An 18,696-nucleotide genomic window follows, 5' to 3' on the forward strand; every position below is an offset into this window, starting at 1 on the left:
GCACGTCACCGGCGTTTCCGTCGACTGGGCCCGGCTGTTCGAGGGCACCGGCGCCCGCCGCGTCGACCTGCCGACGTACGCCTTCCAGCACGAGCACTACTGGCCCGCCCTGGGCAGCGGCGTCGGCGACGTCGCCTCCGCCGGTCTGCTGGCGGCGGACCACCCGCTCCTCGGGGCCGCTGTGCCGCTCGCGGGCACGGACAGCGTCGTCTTCACCGGCCGGCTCGCGCCCGGCACGGCGGTGTGGGACGGCGACGCGGACGTCTTCCCGTCGGCCGGGTTCCTGGAGCTGGCGATCCGGGTCGGCGACCACGTCGGCTGCGACCGGGTCGAGCGGCTCACCGTGACCCGGCCGCTCGCGCTGGACGCGGGCACCATGCTCCAGGTCCGGGCCGGTGCGCCGGACGGGTCGGGGGCGCGGACGGTGACGTTCTTCTCGCGCCCCGACGGCGGGCTCGACGAGCCCTGGACCGAACACGCCACCGGGGTGCTGACCACGGGAGCGCGCGCCGCCGACTTCGACGCGGCGGTCTGGCCGCCGGCCGGCGCGGTCGCGGACGACGCGGTCACGGACGGCACCGGCGTCTGGCGGCGCGGCGAGGAGACCTTCGCCGAGGCCGAGCTCCCGGCCGAACTGGCGGGCACGGCAGCCGGGTTCGGGCTGCACCCCGCGCTGCTGGCCGCCGTCCTGCGGGCGGACGGCCGGGGGCTCGTCCCCGTGGCCTGGTCCGGGGTGTCGCTGCACGCCACGGGCGCCACGGTGGCGCGCGCCCGGCTGGTGCGGACGGGCGCGGACACGGTGTCGCTGGCCCTCGCCGACGCGGCGGGCGAGCTCGTGCTCTCGGCGGAGTCCGTGGAGCTGGGTGAGCCGGCCGCCGCCTCTCACGGGGCGAACGGGTCATTGCTGCGGCTGGAGTGGATCGCGGCTACGCCCGTCCGGCCGGTGGGCGTTCGGTCCGTGGAGGTCGCCGGGCTGTCCGAGCTCGGCGACGACGTGCCGGAGGTCGTGGTGGTCCCGGTGGCGGGCGGTTCGACGCCCGAGCGGGTGCACGAGGTGACGGCGTGGGCGCTGGGCCTGGTGCAGGAGTGGCTGGCGGGGCCGCGCTTTGCGGATGCCCGCCTGGTGTTCGTCACCCGGGGCGCGGTCGACGGGGTGTCGGACCTCGCGGGCGCTGCCGTGTGGGGTCTGGTGCGGGCGGCCGAGTCGGAGAACCCGGGCCGCTTCGTGCTCGTGGACACGGACGGCGAGCTGCCGTTGGACGCCGTGCTGGCGACCGGCGAGTCGCAGGTGGTGATCCGCGAGGGTGCCGTGCGCGTCGGCCGGCTGACCCGCGCTCCCGGCGGTGGGTCGTCCGCGGGCTGGGGCGAGGGAACGGTCGTCGTCACGGGCGGCACTGGCGGTCTTGGCCGTCTCGTCGCACGCCACCTGGTGGCGGAACACGGCGTCCGGGACCTGCTGTTGCTGAGCCGCCGCGGGGGCGTCGGTGTGTGGCTGGAGGACCTGCGCGAGCTGGGCGCCGACGTCGAGGTCGTGGCCTGTGACGCCGCCGACCGCGAGGCGCTCGCCGAGGCCCTGAAGGGCCGGACGATCACGGGCGTCGTGCACGCGGCCGGTGTGCTGGACGACGGCGTCGTGAGCGCACTGACGCCCGAGCGACTCGCTGCCGTCCTGCGTCCCAAGGTCGACGCGGCGTGGAACCTGCACGAGCTGACCAAGGACCAGGACCTCAAGGCCTTCGTCCTCTTCTCGTCCATCTCCGGTGTCCTGGGCAGTGCCGGCCAGGGCAACTACGCGGCGGCGAACGTCTACCTCGACGCGCTTGCCGTCCGGCGCCGTCAGAACGGCCTGCCCGCCCAGTCCCTCGGCTGGGGCGCGTGGGTGCCGACCGCCGGCATGACGGGCACGCTCACCGAGGCCGACCTGCACCGCATCCGCTCCTCCGGCGTCCCGCCCCTGACCGAGGAGGACGGTCTCGCGCTGCTCGACGCCGCGATGGCCGTCGACGAGCCGTACCTGGTCGCGACCGGCCGCATGGCCTCCGGCGCCCGCCCGCGCGGCGAGGTGCCGACGATGTTCCGCGCCCTCCTGCCCGCCGGGCGCCGTACCGCCGTGAGCACCACCGGCACGGCCCTCGCCGCCCGCGTGCACGAGCTGCGCGAGGGCGACCGCCTGCGCCACCTCGTCGACCTCGTCCGCGCGGAGGCCGCCGGCGTCCTCGGCCACGCCTCGGGCCAGGCGGTCGACCCCGCGCGCGAGTTCCGGGACCTCGGCTTCGACTCCCTCACCGCGATCGAGCTGCGCAACCGCCTTGCCGACGTCACCGGGCTGCGGCTGCCGGCGACCATGGTCTTCGACTACCCGACCCCGCACGCCCTCGCCGCGCACCTACTCGGGGACCTCCTCGACGATGAGGACGACGTGGCGGCCCCGGTGGCCACCACCGCCGACGCCGGGGAGCCGATCGCGATCGTCGGCATTGCCTGCCGCCTGCCGGGCGGCGTGCGGACCCCCGAGGACCTCTGGCGGCTCCTGAGCGAGGGCCGCGACGGCATCACCGACTTCCCGACCGACCGCGGCTGGGACCTCGACGCGCTCTTCGGCACCGGCCACGGCGTGAGCGCCACCCGCCAGGGCGGCTTCCTCGCCGGCCTCGGGGACTTCGACGCGGGCTTCTTCGGCATCTCGCCGCGCGAGGCCCTCGCGATGGACCCGCAGCAGCGCCTGCTGCTGGAGACGTCCTGGGAGGCCTTCGAGCGGGCGGGCATCGACCCGACCGCGCTGCGCGGCAGCCGGACCGGCGTCTTCGTCGGCACGACGGGCCAGGACTACGCCTCGCTGGTGATGAACTCCCGGGAGGAGGTGGAGGGCCACGCGAGCACCGGGCTGGCCAACAGCGTGATCTCGGGCCGGGTGTCCTACTGCTTCGGCCTGGAGGGCCCGGCGCTCACGATCGACACCGCCTGCTCCTCCTCGCTCGTGGCGATGCACCTGGCCGCGCAGTCCCTGAACAGCGGCGAGTGCACCCTGGCCCTGGCCGGCGGCGTGACCGTCCTGTCCACACCGATGAGCTTCCTCGGCTTCACCCGGCAGGGCGGGCTCGCGACGGACGGGCGCTGCAAGGCGTTCGCGGACGGTGCGGACGGGACGGGCTGGTCGGAGGGCGCCGGCGTGCTGGTGCTGGAGCGGCTCTCGGACGCCCGCAGCAACGGGCACCCGGTGCTGGCCGTCGTGCGCGGCAGCGCCGTCAACCAGGACGGCGCCTCCAACGGTCTCACCGCCCCCAACGGCCCGTCCCAGCAGCGCGTCATCCGGCAGGCGCTGGCGAACGCGGGGCTGTCGGCGGGAGAGGTCGACGCCGTCGAGGCGCACGGCACGGGAACGACGCTCGGGGACCCGATCGAGGCGCAGGCGCTGCTCGCCACGTACGGGCAGGAGCGTGAACTCCCGCTGTTCCTCGGCTCGGTGAAGTCCAACCTCGGGCACACCCAGGCGGCGGCCGGGGTCGCGGGCGTGATCAAGATGGTGGAGGCGATGCGGGCGGGCGTGCTGCCGAAGACGCTGTACGTCGACGCGCCGTCCTCGCACGTCGACTGGTCGGCCGGCGCGGTGGAGCTCCTGACGGAGGCGCGCGAGTGGCCCGAGGCCGGGCACCCTCGCCGGGCCGGGATCTCGTCGTTCGGGATCAGCGGGACGAACGCCCACGTGATCGTCGAGCAGGCGCCTGTCGTGGATGGCGCGGAGGCGCCGGGCTCGGTGCCCGGCGTGGTGCCATGGGTGGTCTCGGGAGCGTCGGAGGACGCGCTGGACGCGCAACTGGCCGGGCTCGCCGGGGTGGCCGGCTCGTCGGCGGACGTCGGGTTGTCGCTGGCCGGGCGGTCGCGGTTCGGGCACCGGGCGGTGCTGCTGGACGGCGCCGAGGTGGCGCGTGGCACGGCGGGAGAGCGGCGGCTCGCGCTGCTGTTCTCGGGGCAGGGGTCGCAGCGGCTGGGGATGGGGCGGGAGTTGTATGCCCGGTTCCCGGTGTTCGCGGAGGCGTTCGACGCGGTGTGTGCGCAGTTCGATCTGCCCGTCCGCGATGTGGTGTGGGGTTCGGACGAGGAGCTGCTGGACCGGACGGAGTTCGCCCAGGCCGCGTTGTTCGCGGTCGAGGTGGCGTTGTACCGGCTCGTCGAATCGCTAGGCGTGCGGGCCGAGTTCGTGGCCGGGCACTCGATCGGTGAGATCGCGGCTGCGCATGTGGCCGGGGTGTTCTCGCTGGAGGACGCCTGCACGCTGGTGAGTGCTCGTGGGCGTCTGATGCAGGCGCTGCCTTCCGGTGGCGCGATGCTGGCCGTGCAGGCTTCGGAGGACGAAGTCCTGCCGCTGCTGCGCGACTTCGTGTCGATCGCGGCCGTCAACGGTCCGACCTCCGTCGTCGTCTCGGGCTCTCTCGAAGCGGTGGCGGCGATCGAGGCGCACTTCGCCGACCGCAAGACCACGCGGCTGAAGGTCTCGCACGCGTTCCACTCCCCGCTGATGGATCCGATGCTGGCGGACTTCCGCGAGGTCCTCAACGGACTGACGTACCAGGCCCCTTCGATCCCGCTGGTCTCCAACCTCACCGGTGAGCTCGGCGGCGAGGACGTCACCACCCCCGACTACTGGGTGCGCCACGTCCGCGAGGCCGTCCGCTTCGCCGACGGGATCCTCGCCCTCGACGCAGCCGGTGCCACGGACTACCTGGAGCTCGGCCCCGGTGGCGTGCTCACCGCCCTCGCCGTGCAGAACCTCGACGAGGGCGCCGACCGCGTCGCCGTCCCCGCGCTGCGCCGCGACCGGCCCGAGGAGCACACCCTCGTCACCGCCCTCGCCCGCCTGCACGTCACCGGCGTGCCTGTCGACTGGGCCCGGCTGTTCGACGGCACCGGCGCCCGCCGCACCGACCTGCCGACGTACGCCTTCCAGCACGAGCGCTACTGGCCCGCCCAGGCCGCGCACACGGGCGACGTCACCGGCGCGGGCCTGCAGTCGGCCGAGCACCCGCTGCTGGGCGCGGTGGTCTCCCCGGCCGACTCGGGCAGCGTGCTGCTGACCGGCCGGCTGTCGCTGAAGGCGCAGCCGTGGCTGGGCGACCACCGGGTGGGCGGCGTGGCCGTGTTCCCGCCGACGGGGTTCCTGGAGCTGGCCGTCCGGGCCGCCGACCAGGTGGCCTGCGACCGGGTCGAGCGGCTGACGCCGGCCGAGCCGCTGGTGCTGCCCGAGGACGGCGCCGTCGTCGTCCAGCTGGCGGTCGGCGCGCCGGACGAGGCCGGGACGCGTTCTCTGAGCTGCTACGCCCGGCCGGCGGAGGCCGTGGACGGCCCGTGGACCTGTCACGCCACCGGCACGCTGGCCGTGGGCGAGCGGGAAGACGACTTCGACGCCTCCGCGTGGCCCCCGGTGGACGCGGTGGCGGTGGATCCGGCGTCCTGCCACGACCCGCTGGACCACGGCCCGGCGTTCCGCACGCTGCAGGCGGTGTGGCGGCGGGGCGACGAGGTGTTCGCGGAGGCCGTCCTGCCGGGGCGGGCCGAGGACGCGGCGCCGTACGGGCTGCATCCGGCGCTGCTGGAGGCGGCCGTCCAGATCGCCGCCCTCATTGGGGCGGACGACGGCGCGCGGCTGGTGCCCACGGACTGGCGCGACGTGGCGCTGCACGCGACCGGTGCGGCCGTCGTGCGGCTGCGGGTCGCGAGGGCGAGCGAGGACGCGGTGTCCGTGGAGGTCGCCGACGCGGCGGGCGGTCCCGTGCTGTCGGCCGGGTCGCTGACGCTGGGCGAGCCGGCCGCCGTGGCCGAGCGAGCCGACCTGGCCGGGGCGCTGCTGCGGCTCGACTGGGTGGACGTACCGGCGCGCGCCACCGCGCCCGTGCGGGCCGTCACGCTGGGCGAGGACGTGCCGTCGCTCGCCGACGTGACGGGAGCGGTGCCGGAGGTCGTGCTCGTGCCGGTGGCGGGCGGTTCGACGCCCGAGCAGGCGCACGAGGTGACGGCGTGGGCGCTGGGCCTGGTGCAGGAGTGGCTGGCCGAGCCGCGCTTCGCCGACGGCCGCCTGGTGTTCGTCACCCGGGGCGCGGTGCCGGGCGGCGAGGTCGCGGACCTCGTCGGCGGCGCGGTCTGGGGTCTCGTCCGGGCGGCCGAGGCGGAGAACCCGGGCCGGTTCGCCCTGCTCGACGTCGAGCGTGCGTCGGACGTCGAGGCGGCGCTGCCCGTCCTCTGCGCCCAATTGGACGGCGGCGACTTCCAGTTCACTGCGCGTGCCGGAGCCGTCCGAGTGGGCCGGCTGGACCGGGTGGCTCCTGGCGAACCCTCGAAGGGCTGGGGCACGGGCACCGTGGTGATCACGGGTGGCACCGGCGGTCTGGGCCGTCTCGTCGCCCGGCATCTCGTCGCCGAACACGGCGTGCGGGAGCTGCTGTTGCTGAGCCGCCGTGGTGGCGCGTCCGAGCTGGTGGAGGAGCTGGCGGGGCTGGGTGCCCGTGCGGAGGTCGTGGCTTGTGACGCGGCCGACCGCGAGGCGCTTGCGCAGGCCCTGGGCGGTCGGACGATCACGGGTGTCGTGCACGCGGCCGGTGTGCTGGACGACGGCATCGTCACCGCGCTGACCCCCGAGCGCCTGTCGGCCGTCCTCCGTCCCAAGGTCGATGCCGCCTGGAACCTGCACGAGCTGACGAAGGACCAGGACCTCAAGGCCTTCGTCCTCTTCTCGTCCATCTCGGGCGTGATGGGTACGGCCGGCCAGGGCAACTACGCGGCAGCCAACGTCTACCTCGACGCGCTTGCCGTCTGGCGCCGTCAACAGGGCCTGGCCGCCCAGTCCCTGGGCTGGGGCGCCTGGGTGCCGACGGCCGGCATGACGGGCACGCTCACCGAGGCCGACCTGCACCGCATCCGGGCCACCGGAGTCCCGCCCCTCACGGAGGAACAGGGCCTCGCCCTGCTCGACGCCGCCATGGGAACCGACGAGCCCTACCTCGTCCCCATCGGCCGCGCCACCGGCCCGGCCCGGATGCCCGGCACCGTGCCCGCGCTGCTGCGCGGCCTCGTCCGCGGCGCCCGCCGCACGGCGGAGTCCTCCGGCGGCCGCACCGGCGCGGTGGCCGCGCTCGCCGCCCGCCTCTACGAGCTGCGCGAGGCCGACCGCCTGCGCCACGTCGTCGACCTGGTCCGCACCGAGGCCGCCGGCGTCCTCGGCCACGCCTCGCCGCAGGCCGTCGCCGCCGACCGCGACTTCCACGACCTCGGCATCGACTCCCTCACGGCACTCGAACTGCGCAACCGCCTGACCGCCGTCACCGGCCTGCGCCTGCCCGCCACCCTGGTCTTCGACCACCCGACCCCCGCCGCGATCGCCGACCTCGTCCTCGCGGAGGTGCTCGGGCAGCACGACGAGCCGCTCGCCCCGGCCGCGGCGGCCGCCGCCACCGCCGACGACCCGATCGCGATCGTCGGCATGGCCTGCCGCCTGCCCGGCGGGATCGGCACGCCCGAGGAGCTGTGGGCGCTGGTCGCCGAGGGCCGCGAGGGCATCTCCGACTTCCCGACCGACCGCGGCTGGGACCTCGACACCCTGCTCGGCGGCGGCCCCGGCGACCGGGGGCGCAGCGCCACCGCCAAGGGCGGCTTCCTGCACGGGGTGGCCGACTTCGACGCCTCCTTCTTCGGCATCTCGCCGCGCGAGGCCCTCGCCATGGACCCGCAGCAGCGGCTCCTGCTGGAGACGTCCTGGGAGGCCATCGAGCGCGCCGGGATCGACCCGACGGCGCTGCGCGGCAGCCGGACCGGTGTCTTCGTCGGCACCGGCGGCCAGGACTACCTGACGCTCGTCATGAACGCCCGGGAGGACATCGAGGGCCACGCGAGCACGGGCCTGGCCGCGAGCGTGGTCTCCGGCCGGATCTCCTACACCTTCGGCCTGGAGGGCCCGGCGGTCACCGTCGACACGGCGTGCTCCTCCTCCCTGGTGGCGATGCACCTGGCCGCGCAGTCCCTGCGCAGCGGTGAGTGCACCCTGGCCCTGGCGGGCGGCGTCACCGTGATGTCGTCCTCGCTCGGCTTCCCCGGCTTCACCCGGCAGGGCGGGCTGGCCCCGGACGGGCGCTGCAAGGCCTTCGCGGACGGCGCGGACGGGACGGGCTGGTCGGAGGGCGCCGGCGTGCTGGTGCTGGAGCGCCTCTCGGACGCCCGCAGCAACGGGCACCCGGTGCTGGCCGTCGTGCGCGGCAGCGCCGTCAACCAGGACGGTGCCTCCAACGGCCTCACCGCCCCCAACGGCCCGTCCCAGCAGCGCGTCATCCGCCAGGCCCTCGCCAACGCGCGCCTGTCGGCGGCGGACGTCGACTTCGTCGAGGGCCACGGCACGGGCACGACCCTGGGCGACCCGATCGAGGCCCAGGCCCTCCTCGCGACCTACGGGCAGGAGCGCGAACGCCCGCTGCTGCTCGGCTCGCTGAAGTCCAACATCGGCCACACCCAGGCCGCGGCCGGCGCGGCGGGCGTGATCAAGGCCGTGCTGTCGATGCAGCACGGTGTGCTGCCCCGCACGCTGCACGTGGACGCGCCGTCCTCGCACGTCGACTGGACGGCCGGTGACATCCGGCTGCTCACGCGGGCGGAGGAGTGGCCGCAGACCGGCCGGCCGCGCCGCGCGGGCGTGTCGGCCTTCGGGATCAGCGGCACCAACGCGCACGTGATCGTCGAGCAGGCGCCGCCGGCCGAGGCCCCCGCGCCGGAGCCGTCGGTGGCGCCGGGCGTGGTGCCGTGGGTGCCGGCGGGCAAGTCGGAGGCCGCGCTGGACGCGCAGCTCGCACGACTGGTCGGGCTGGACGCCTCGCCGGTCGACGTCGGCCTCTCGCTGGCCGCCGGGCGGTCGCGGTTCGCGCACCGGGCGGTGCTGCTGGACGGCGCCGAGGTGGCCAGGGGCGTCGCCGACGGCGAGCGCAGGACGGCACTGCTGTTCTCCGGACAGGGCGCCCAACGCCTGGGAATGGGGCAGGAATTGTACGCCCGCTTCCCCGTGTTCGCCGAGGCCTTCGATGCGGTGTGCGCGCAGTTCGATCTGCCCGTCCGCGAGGTGGTGTGGGGCTCGGACGAGGAGCTGGTCAACCGGACGGAGTTCGCCCAGGCCGGGCTGTTCGCAGTCGAGGTGGCGCTGTACCGGCTCGTCGAATCGCTGGGTGTGCGGGCCGAGTTCGTCGCGGGCCACTCGATCGGCGAGATCGCGGCCGCGCACGTCGCCGGGGTGTTCTCGCTGGAGGACGCCTGCACGCTGGTGAGTGCTCGCGGCCGGCTGATGCAGGCGTTGCCGGAGGGTGGCGCGATGCTCGCCGTGCAGGCTTCGGAGGACGAAGTCCTGCCGCTGCTGGGTGACTTCGTGTCGATCGCGGCCGTCAACGGTCCGACCTCCGTCGTCGTCTCGGGCTCTCTCGAAGCGGTGGCGGCGATCGAGCAGCACTTCGCCGACCGGCGGACCACGCGGCTCAAGGTCTCGCACGCGTTCCATTCGCCGCTGATGGACCCGATGCTGGAGGACTTCCGCACCGTCCTCAACGGGCTTGCCTACGGCGCCCCTTCGATCCCGCTGGTCTCCAACCTGGCCGGTTCCCTGGACGGCGACGTCACCACCCCCGACTACTGGGTGCGCCACGTCCGCGAGGCCGTCCGCTTCGCCGACGGTATCCGCACGCTGCACGCCGCCGGTGCGACCGACTTCCTGGAACTCGGCCCCGACGCGGCCCTCGCCCCGGCCGTCCGTCAGACCCTCGCGGACGCCCCGGAGGCCGTCGTCGAGCCGGCCGGCCGCCGTGGCCGTCCCGAGGAGACCGTCCTGCTGACCGCGCTGGCCCGTCTCCATGTCGTCGGCGTGCCCGTCGACTGGGCACGCCTGTTCGACGGCACCGGCGCCCGCCGCACCGACCTCCCGACGTACGCCTTCCAGCGCGAGCGCTACTGGCCGCAGACGTACGCCCCGGCCGCCGGCCCCGGCGCCGCCGTGCAGGACGACCCGCTGGACGCCCGCTTCTGGGCCGCCGTCGAGGGCGAGGACCTGGACGCGCTGGCCGCCGACCTCGCCGTGGACGGCGACGCGCTCGGCGCGGTGCTCCCCGCCCTGTCCGCCTGGCGGCGCCACCACCGCGACCAGTCCCTGCTGGACGCGCTGCGCTTCCACGAGTCCTGGCGCGCGCTGCCGGGCGGCTCGACGGCCCGGCCCTCCGGCCCGTGGCTGGTGGTCACGCCGGCCGAGGACGGCGACGAGGCGTGGACGGAGGCGGCCTGCGAGGCCGTCGGACCGGACGCCCTGCTCCTGTCCGTGCCCGCCCCGCAGCGCGCCGAGCTCGCCGCGCTGCTGCGGGAACTGCCCTCGACCGGGCGCCCGTTCACCGGCGTCCTGTCCCTCCTCGCGCTCGGCCGCGGCACCGACCCGGCCGCGGTGACCCTCGCCCTCCTGCAAGCCCTGGGCGACGCGGACGTCACCGCGCCGCTGTGGAGCCTGACGCGCGGCGCGGTCGCCGTGGCCCGCACCGACGTGCCGACCGCGCCCGAGCAGGCCGCCGTGTGGGGCCTCGGCCGGGTCGCCGCGCTGGAGCACCCCCAGCAGTGGGGCGGCCTCGTCGACCTGCCCGGGGCACCGGACCAGACCGCGGTGCGCCGGCTGGCCGCCGTCCTCGCCGGCGCGGACGGCCCGGACGGCTCGGACGCCGAGGACCAGATCGCGATCCGCACGGCCGCCGTCCACGCCCGCCGCCTGGTCCCGGCCCCGGCCGGCGCAGCCGACGCGGGCTGGACACCGGGGGCGACCCCGGGCACGGTGCTGATCACCGGGGGCACCGGCGGCCGGGGCGCCGCGGTGGCCCGGCAGCTCGCCGCCGCGGGCGCGAGCCACCTGCTGCTGGCGAGCCGCCGCGGCCCCGACGCCCCCGGCGCCGCCGACCTCGCCGAGGAGCTGAGCGGCCTGGGCGCCGCCGTGACGATCACCTCCTGCGACGTCGCCGACCGCGAGGCCCTCGCCGCCCTGCTGGCCGCGATCCCCGCCGACGCCCCGCTCACCGCCGTCGTCCACGCGGCGGGCACGGTCGACGACGGCGTCCTCGACGACCTGACGCCCGAGCGCCTCGCCGCCGTCCACCGGGTCCGCGCCGGGGCCGCCCTCCACCTCGACGAGCTGACCCGCGGCCTCGACCTGACGGCCTTCGTGCTCTGCTCCTCCGTCGCGGGCGCCGTCGGCACCCCCGGCCGCGCCACCCTGGCCGGCCCGGCCGCCGTCCTGGACGCGCTCGCCCAGCGCCGCCGCGCCGAGGGCCTGCCCGCCACCTCGATCGCCTGGGGCGCCTGGATCGGCGCCGAGTACACCGGCCCCGACGCGGGCGCCCCGGCCGAGGAGGACGGCCGCACCCAGCGCGCCGCCGTCCCCGCCCTGCACCCCGAGCTCGCCCTGGCCGCGCTGCGCCAGGCCGTCACCCGCCCGGCCCCGGCGCTCGTGCTGCTCGACCTGACGCAGCCGCAGGTCCTGGAGAGCCTGGTCGGCCTGCGCGGCAACCCGCTGCTGCGGGACCTCCCGGCCGCCCGGCCCGCCCTTGAGGCCGCCGCCGCGGCCCGCCGCGACTACGCGAGCGCCGCCTCCGAGCTCACCGGCCGCCTGCGCGCCCTCACCCCGGCCGAGCGCACCGCCCTGCTCACCGACCTCGTCCGCACCCACGTCGCCGCCGTGCTCGGCTACGCCGACCGCTCCGCCGTCGCCCCGGACCGCAAGTTCCGCGACCTCGGCTTCGACTCGCTGACCGCCGTCGAGCTGCCCGCCCGGCTCGGCGCGGCCACCGGCCTCAAGCTCCCCGCCACCTCCGTCTACGACTACCCGACCGCCCAGGCCCTCGCCGAGCACCTGCTGGCCGAGCTCCTCGACACCCCCGCCGACCCGCTGCTGCCCGCCCCGCGGGCCGCGGCCGACGACGCCGACCCGATCGTGATCGTCGGCATGGCCTGCCGCCTGCCCGGCGGCGTCACCTCGCCCGACGAGCTGTGGCGCCTGGTCTCCGAGGGCGGCGACGGCATCGCCGGCTTCCCCGAGGACCGCGGCTGGGACCTGCGGACCCTGCTCGTCGGCGACCGCGACGGCCGCGGCCGCAGCGCCACCCTGGAAGGCGGCTTCATCGACGCCGTCGCCGACTTCGACGCCTCCTTCTTCGGCATCTCGCCGCGCGAGGCCCTCGCGATGGACCCCCAGCAGCGCCTCCTCCTGGAGACCTCCTGGGAGGCCCTGGAGCGCGCGGGGGTCGACCCGCAGCGGCTCGGCGGCAGCCGCACCGGCGTCTTCGTCGGCACCAACGGCCTCGACTACGCGACGCTCATGATGAACTCGCGCGAGGACATCGGCGGCCACGCCGGCACCGGCCTCGCGTCGAGCGTCCTGTCCGGCCGCATCTCCTACACGCTCGGCCTGGAGGGCCCGGCCGTCACCGTCGACACCGCGTGCTCCTCGTCCCTGGTCGCCCTGCACTGGGCCGCCCAGGCGCTCCGCAACGGCGAGTGCGGACTCGCGCTCGCCGGCGGCGTGACGGTGATGACCACGCCGGTGAGCTTCGCCGGCTTCACCGTCCAGAACGGCCTCGCCGCGGACGGCCGCTGCAAGGCCTACTCGGACGCCGCCGACGGCACCAACTGGTCCGAGGGCGTCGGCATGGTCGTCCTGGAGCGGCTGTCCGACGCGCGCCGCAACGGGCACCCGGTGCTCGCCGTCGTGCGGGGCAGCGCCGTCAACCAGGACGGCGCCTCGAACGGCATCACCGCGCCCAACGGCCCGTCCCAGCAGCGCGTCATCCGCCAGGCCCTCGCGAGCGCCGGACTGTCCGCCGCCGAGGTCGACGCCGTCGAGGGCCACGGCACCGGCACCGCCCTCGGCGACCCGATCGAGGCCCAGGCGCTCCTCGCCACCTACGGCAGGAACCGCGAACGGCCGCTGCTGCTCGGCTCGCTGAAGTCGAACATCGGCCACACCCAGGCCGCCGCCGGGGTCGCCGGAGTGATCAAGACCGTGCTCGCCATGCGGCACGGCGTGCTGCCGAAGTCCCTGCACATCGACCGGCCGTCCGCCGTCGTGGACTGGACGGCGGGCTCGATCGACCTGCTCACCGAGGCGCGGCCGTGGCCCGAGGTCGACCGGCCCTGGCGCGCCGGGGTGTCCTCGTTCGGGATCAGCGGCACCAACGCGCACGTGATCCTCGAACAGGCGCCCGCCGCGGCCGAGCCCACCGACGACCAGCGGGTGCTGCCCGCCGTCGTCCCGTGGGTGCTCTCCGGCCGCTCCGAGGACGCGCTGGAGACCCACCTCGCCCGCGCCTGCGCGCTCGAACTCTCCCCGCTGGACATCGGGTTCTCGCTCGCCGCCGGACGCTCCGCCTTCGAGCACCGGGCCGTGCTGCTCGCGTGCAGCGAGGGCCTGACGGAGGTGGCCCGCGGCGTCGCGGCGGACCGCTCGACGGCCTTCCTGTTCTCCGGCCAGGGCTCGCAGCGCCTCGGCATGGGCCGGGAACTGTACGCGCGCTTCCCGGTGTTCGCGGACGCCTTCGACGCGGTGTGCGCGGTGCTGGACGAGCACCTGGACCAGCCGCTGCGCGCGGTCGTGTGGGGCGAGGACGCGGAGCTGCTGAACCGGACCTCGTACGCCCAGGCCGCGCTGTTCGCGGTCGAGGTGGCGCTGTACCGGCTGGTGGAATCCCTGGGCCTGCGGCCGGACTTCGTCGCGGGCCACTCGATCGGCGAGATCGCGGCCGCGCATGTGGCCGGGGTGTTCTCGCTCGGCGACGCGTGCGCCCTGGTGGCGGCGCGCGGCCGGCTGATGCAGGCGCTGCCGTCCGGCGGCGCGATGCTCGCCGTGCAGGCGACGGAGGACGAAGTCCTGCCGCTGCTCACCGAGTTCGTCTCGATCGCGGCCGTCAACGGTCCGGCCTCCGTCGTCGTCTCGGGCTCTCTCGAAGCGGTGGCGGCGATCGAGGCGCACTTCGCCGACCGCCGGACGTCCCGCCTGCGGGTGTCCCACGCCTTCCACTCGCCGCTGATGGACCCGATGCTGGAGGACTTCCGCACCGTCCTCGACGGCCTCTCCTACGGCACCCCGTCGATCCCACTGGTCTCCAACCTGACGGGCGCGCTGGGCGGGGAGTTCACCAGCCCCGACTACTGGGTGCGCCACGTCCGCGAGGCCGTCCGCTTCGCCGACGGAGTCCGCGCCCTGCGCGAGGCCGGCGCGACCGCCTTCCTCGAACTCGGCCCCGACGGCGTCCTCACCGCCCTCGCCGACCAGAGCCTCGGCGAGGACGCGGACTGCGTCCGCGCCGCCGCCCTGCGCAAGGACCGCGCCGACGAGCGCACCCTGCTCACCGCCCTCGCCGCACTCCACACGGCCGGCGTCCCGGTCGACTGGGCGGCCCTGTTCGACGGCACCGGCGCCCGCCGGGTCGACCTGCCCACCTACGCCTTCGACCACCGCCGCTACTGGCCGCGCCCGGCCGCCCTCTCCGGCGACGTCGCCTCCGTCGGCCTCGTCCCGGCCGACCACCCGCTGCTCGGCGCCGCGGTGCCGCTCGCCGACGACACCGACGGCGTGCTGTTCACCAGCCGTCTCGCCCTGCGCGTCCACCCGTGGCTGCTCGACCACCGGATCGGCGGCCGGCTCGCCTTCCCCGCCGCCGCCCTCGTCGAACTGGCCGTCCGGGCCGGCGACCAGGTCGGCTGCGGCAGGATCGCGGAGCTGACGCTCGGCGACCCGCTGCCGCTCGCCGAGGACGACGAACCCGTCGTGCAGGTGCGCGTCGGCGCGCCCGACGACACCGGCGCCCGCCCGGTGGCCTGCTACGCCCGCCCCGGCGACGCCGCCCCCGACGAGCCGTGGACGCGCTGCGCCACCGGCACCCTCGTGCCCCAGGACACCGACCTGCCGGACTACGCCCAGGCGGCCTGGCCGCCAGCCGGCGCGCTCGCCGTCGACCTGGACGGCTTCTACCGCGAGCCCGGGCGCGGCCCGGCGTTCCGGGGGCTGCGCGCCGCCTGGCTGCGCGGCGAGGAGGTGTTCGCCGAGGTCGAGCTCGACGGCGAACCCGCCGATGACGCCCGCTACTTCGGCCTCCACCCGGCCCTGCTCGACGCCGCCCTGCACGCCGCCGTCCTGATCGGCGTCGGCACCGAGGAGCAGCTGCCGCAGCCCCGGGCCTGGCAGGGCGTGGCCCTGCACGCCGGGGGAGCGGCCGCCCTGCGGGTGCGCGTCGCCCGCCTCGGGGAGGACACGGTGTCCGTCACCGCCACCGACCCGGCGGGCGGCGCGGTGCTGACGGTCGGCTCGGTCGTCCTGCGCGCCCCGCAGGCCGCCGCTGCCGCCGCCCGCACCGGCCGCGACCCGCTGTTCCGGATCGAGTGGGTCCCCGCCCCGGCCACGCCGCCCGCCGCCACGACGCCGAGCTGCACCGCGCTCGGCCGGGACGCCTACGGCACGGGATCCTCGGCCGCGACTCTCGCGGACCTCGGCCGCCCGGTGCCCGACCTCGTCCTGGTCGCCCTGGACGGCCCGGCCGGCGACGTCCCCGAGGCCGTCCACGCGCACACCACGCGCGTGCTCGCCCTCGTCCAGGACTGGCTGGCCGACGACCGCGCCGCCGCCTCCCGGCTGGTGTTCGTGACCCGGGGCGCCGTCCGGGCCGCCGACGGCGAGACCGTCCGCGACCTGCCCGGCGGCGCCGCCTGGGGCCTGGCCCGCACCGCGAACTCCGAGCACCCCGGCCGCTTCGCCCTGCTCGACGTCGAACGGACCGAGGACGTGGCCGCGGTGCTGCCGCTGCTGCCCGGCCTGCTGGCCGACGGCGAGGCCCAGTTCGCCGTCCGCGGCGGCGCCCTGCGGGTGGGCCGGCTGGCCCGGCTCGCGGACGCCGCGGGGCTGCTGCCCCCGGCGGGCACGCCGTGGCGGCTGGACGTCGCCGAGGACGTGGCCCTGGTCCCGTCGCCCGAGGCGGCCGGGCCGCCCGCGACCGGGCAGGTCGCCGTCGCCGTGAAGGCCGCCGCGGTTCACGGACACGGCACCGGCGCGGCCGGCGTGGTGACGGCGGTCGGTGACGGCGTGCCGGACCTGCGCCCGGGCGACGAGGTGTTCGGCGTGCTGGCCGCCGGGCCGAAGGCGGTCGCCGACCGGCGCCTGCTGGCCCCGCTGCCCGCCGGCTGGTCCTTCGGGGCCGCCGCCGCCCTGGCCGCCGACTTCGTCCCCGCCCGCCAGGCCCTCGGCGGCCCGGCCGCTCAGGCCGGCCGGACCGGCTGGACCGTCCACGTGCACGCCACGGCCACCGGACCGGCCACCGCCGCCGTCCAGCTCGCCCTGCTCCTCGGCGCCGACGTCTCCGCCACGGCCCCCGACGGCCTGCGCGAGACCCTGCTCGGCCACGGCCTGCCGCCGGAGCGACTCCTCGGGCGTGCGGCGGCGGGCACCGACCTCGTCCTCGACGCCGACGCCTTCGCCCACCTGCCCGCACCGGAGGCCGACGAGACCGCCGCGATCCTCGCGGAACTCGCCGCCCTCGCCGGACGCGGCGAACTCACCGCGCCGCCCGTCGCCGCGCGCGACATCCGCGACGCCCGCACCGCCGGGGACCCGGACAAGCGGACCGTCCTCACGATGCCCGTGGAGCGCGACCCCGACGGCACCGTCCTGATCACCGGCGGCACCGGCGCCCTCGGCCGCCACCTCGCCCGCCGCCTCGCCGTCACCGGCGCCCGCCACCTGCTGCTCACCAGCCGGCGCGGCCCGGACGCCCCCGGCGCGGCCGAACTCCTCGCCGACCTGGCGGCCCTCGGCGCCGAGGCCCGTGTCGTCGCCTGCGACACCGCCGACCGCGCCGCCACCGAGGCGCTGCTCGCCGGCATCCCCGCCGAGCACCCGCTCACCGCCGTCATCCACACGGCCGGTGTGCTGGACGACGGCATCGTCACCGCGCTCACCCCCGAGCGCCTGTCGGCCGTCCTGCGGCCCAAGGTCGACGCCGTCTGGCAGCTCCACGAGCTCACCCGCCACCTCGGCCTCGCCCAGTTCGCCGTCTTCTCGTCCATCGCGGGCGTCATGGGCAGCCCCGGCCAGGGCAACTACGCCGCGGCCAACGCCTTCCTGGACACCCTGATCGACCACCGAAGGTCGCTCGGCCTCGCCGGCACCTCGCTCGCCTGGGGCCCGTGGGCCCAGGAGGCGGGCATGACCAGCGAGCTCAGCGAGACCGACATGCGGCGCATGCAGTCCGGCGGCATCCCGCCGCTCTCCGTCGAGCAGGGCCTCGCCCTGTTCGAGGCCGCCCTCGGCTCCGCCGAACCGCTCGTCATCCCGATGGGCCTGGCCGCCGGGGGCATGCGCCCCCAGGGCGACGTGCCGCCGCTGTTCCGCGGACTCGTCCGCGCCGCCCGGCGCGCCGCCCGGCGCACCGCCTCCGGCGCCGGCGCCGGCGGTGCCGACGCGGCCGCCGACTTCACCCGGCAGCTGCTCGACCTGAACGAGCGCGACCGCATGCGCTACCTCGTCGACACCGTCCGCGCCGAAGCCGCCGCCGTCCTCGGCCACCCCTCCCCGGAGGCCGTCGACGCCGAACGCGACTTCTACGAGCTCGGGTTCGACTCGCTCACCGCCGTCGAACTGCGCAACCGGATCGCCGCCGTCACCGGCCTGCGGATGCCCGCCACCGTCGTCTTCGACAGCCGCTCGCCCGTCGAGCTCGCCACCTGGATCCGCAGCGAGCTCGCCAACCAGCGCACCGAGGACGGCGAGGGGGCACCCGTCCTCGTCTCCAGCGGTGAACCCGAACTCGACTCCCTGGAGCGCCTGTTCACCGACGCCCTGGCCAACGGCAAGGTGCCCGAGGCCCAGCGCATGCTCGCCACCGTCGCCGCCCTGCGGCCCACCTTCGAAGCGACCGCCGAACTGGAGGACCTGCCCTGGGCGACCCGCCTCGCCGAGGGGCCCCGCCCGACCCGGCTGATCTGCGTCAGCGCGCCGACGGCCAACGCGGGCGTGCACCAGTACTCCCGGCTCGCCGCCCACTTCCGCGGCGAGCGCGAGGTGTCGGCGCTCCCGCTGGTCGGCTTCGCCACCGGCGAGCGGCTGCCCGCCACCCCCGAGGTCGCCACCCGGGTGATCGCCGAGAGCGCCCTGCGCGCCAGCGACGGCCACCCGTTCGTCCTCGCCGGCCACTCCTCCGGCGGCTCCTTCGCCTACGCCGCGGCCGGCCTGCTGGAGCACACGTGGGGCATCCGCCCGGCGGGCGTCGTCCTCTTCGACACGCTGAGCTTCCAGCACAACGCCGACGAGGGCACCGACTACACCGGCATGATGCGGCTCAACTTCACCGGCGCCGACTCGCCGGTGCGGCTGACCAACTCCCGCCTGTCCGCCATGGGCCGCTGGATGGTCCTCCTCAACCGCCTGGAGGTCCACCACACCACGGCCCCCGTCCTGCTCGTCACCTGCGACCGCGCCCTGACCGGCGTCGACGAGGCCCCCATCGAGCAGCGCGCCCAGGCCGAACCCCTCGTGCCGGGCGCCCAGGTGCGCGGAGTCGCCGCCGACCACCTGTCGATGATCCGCGAGGACTCGGCCCTCACCGCCGAGATCGTCGAGGAGTGGCTGCGCGGCCGGGAGTGACGCCTTCGAGCGGGCGCGCCGGT

1 protein-coding gene is annotated in these 18,696 nt (G+C 76.4%); it reads left to right on the plus strand.

The window, feature by feature from the left end:
- Nucleotides 1–148: 148 nt before the first annotated feature.
- Nucleotides 149–18,673, plus strand: a complete 18,525-nt coding sequence (locus tag ACFVU9_RS17210) for a type I polyketide synthase (protein ID WP_387594085.1) — start codon at nt 149–151, stop codon at nt 18,671–18,673.
- Nucleotides 18,674–18,696 lie beyond the last annotated feature (23 nt).

It is taken from the genome of Kitasatospora sp. NPDC057936 (assembly GCF_042887525.1).
Classification (GTDB): Bacteria; Actinomycetota; Actinomycetes; order Streptomycetales; family Streptomycetaceae; genus Kitasatospora.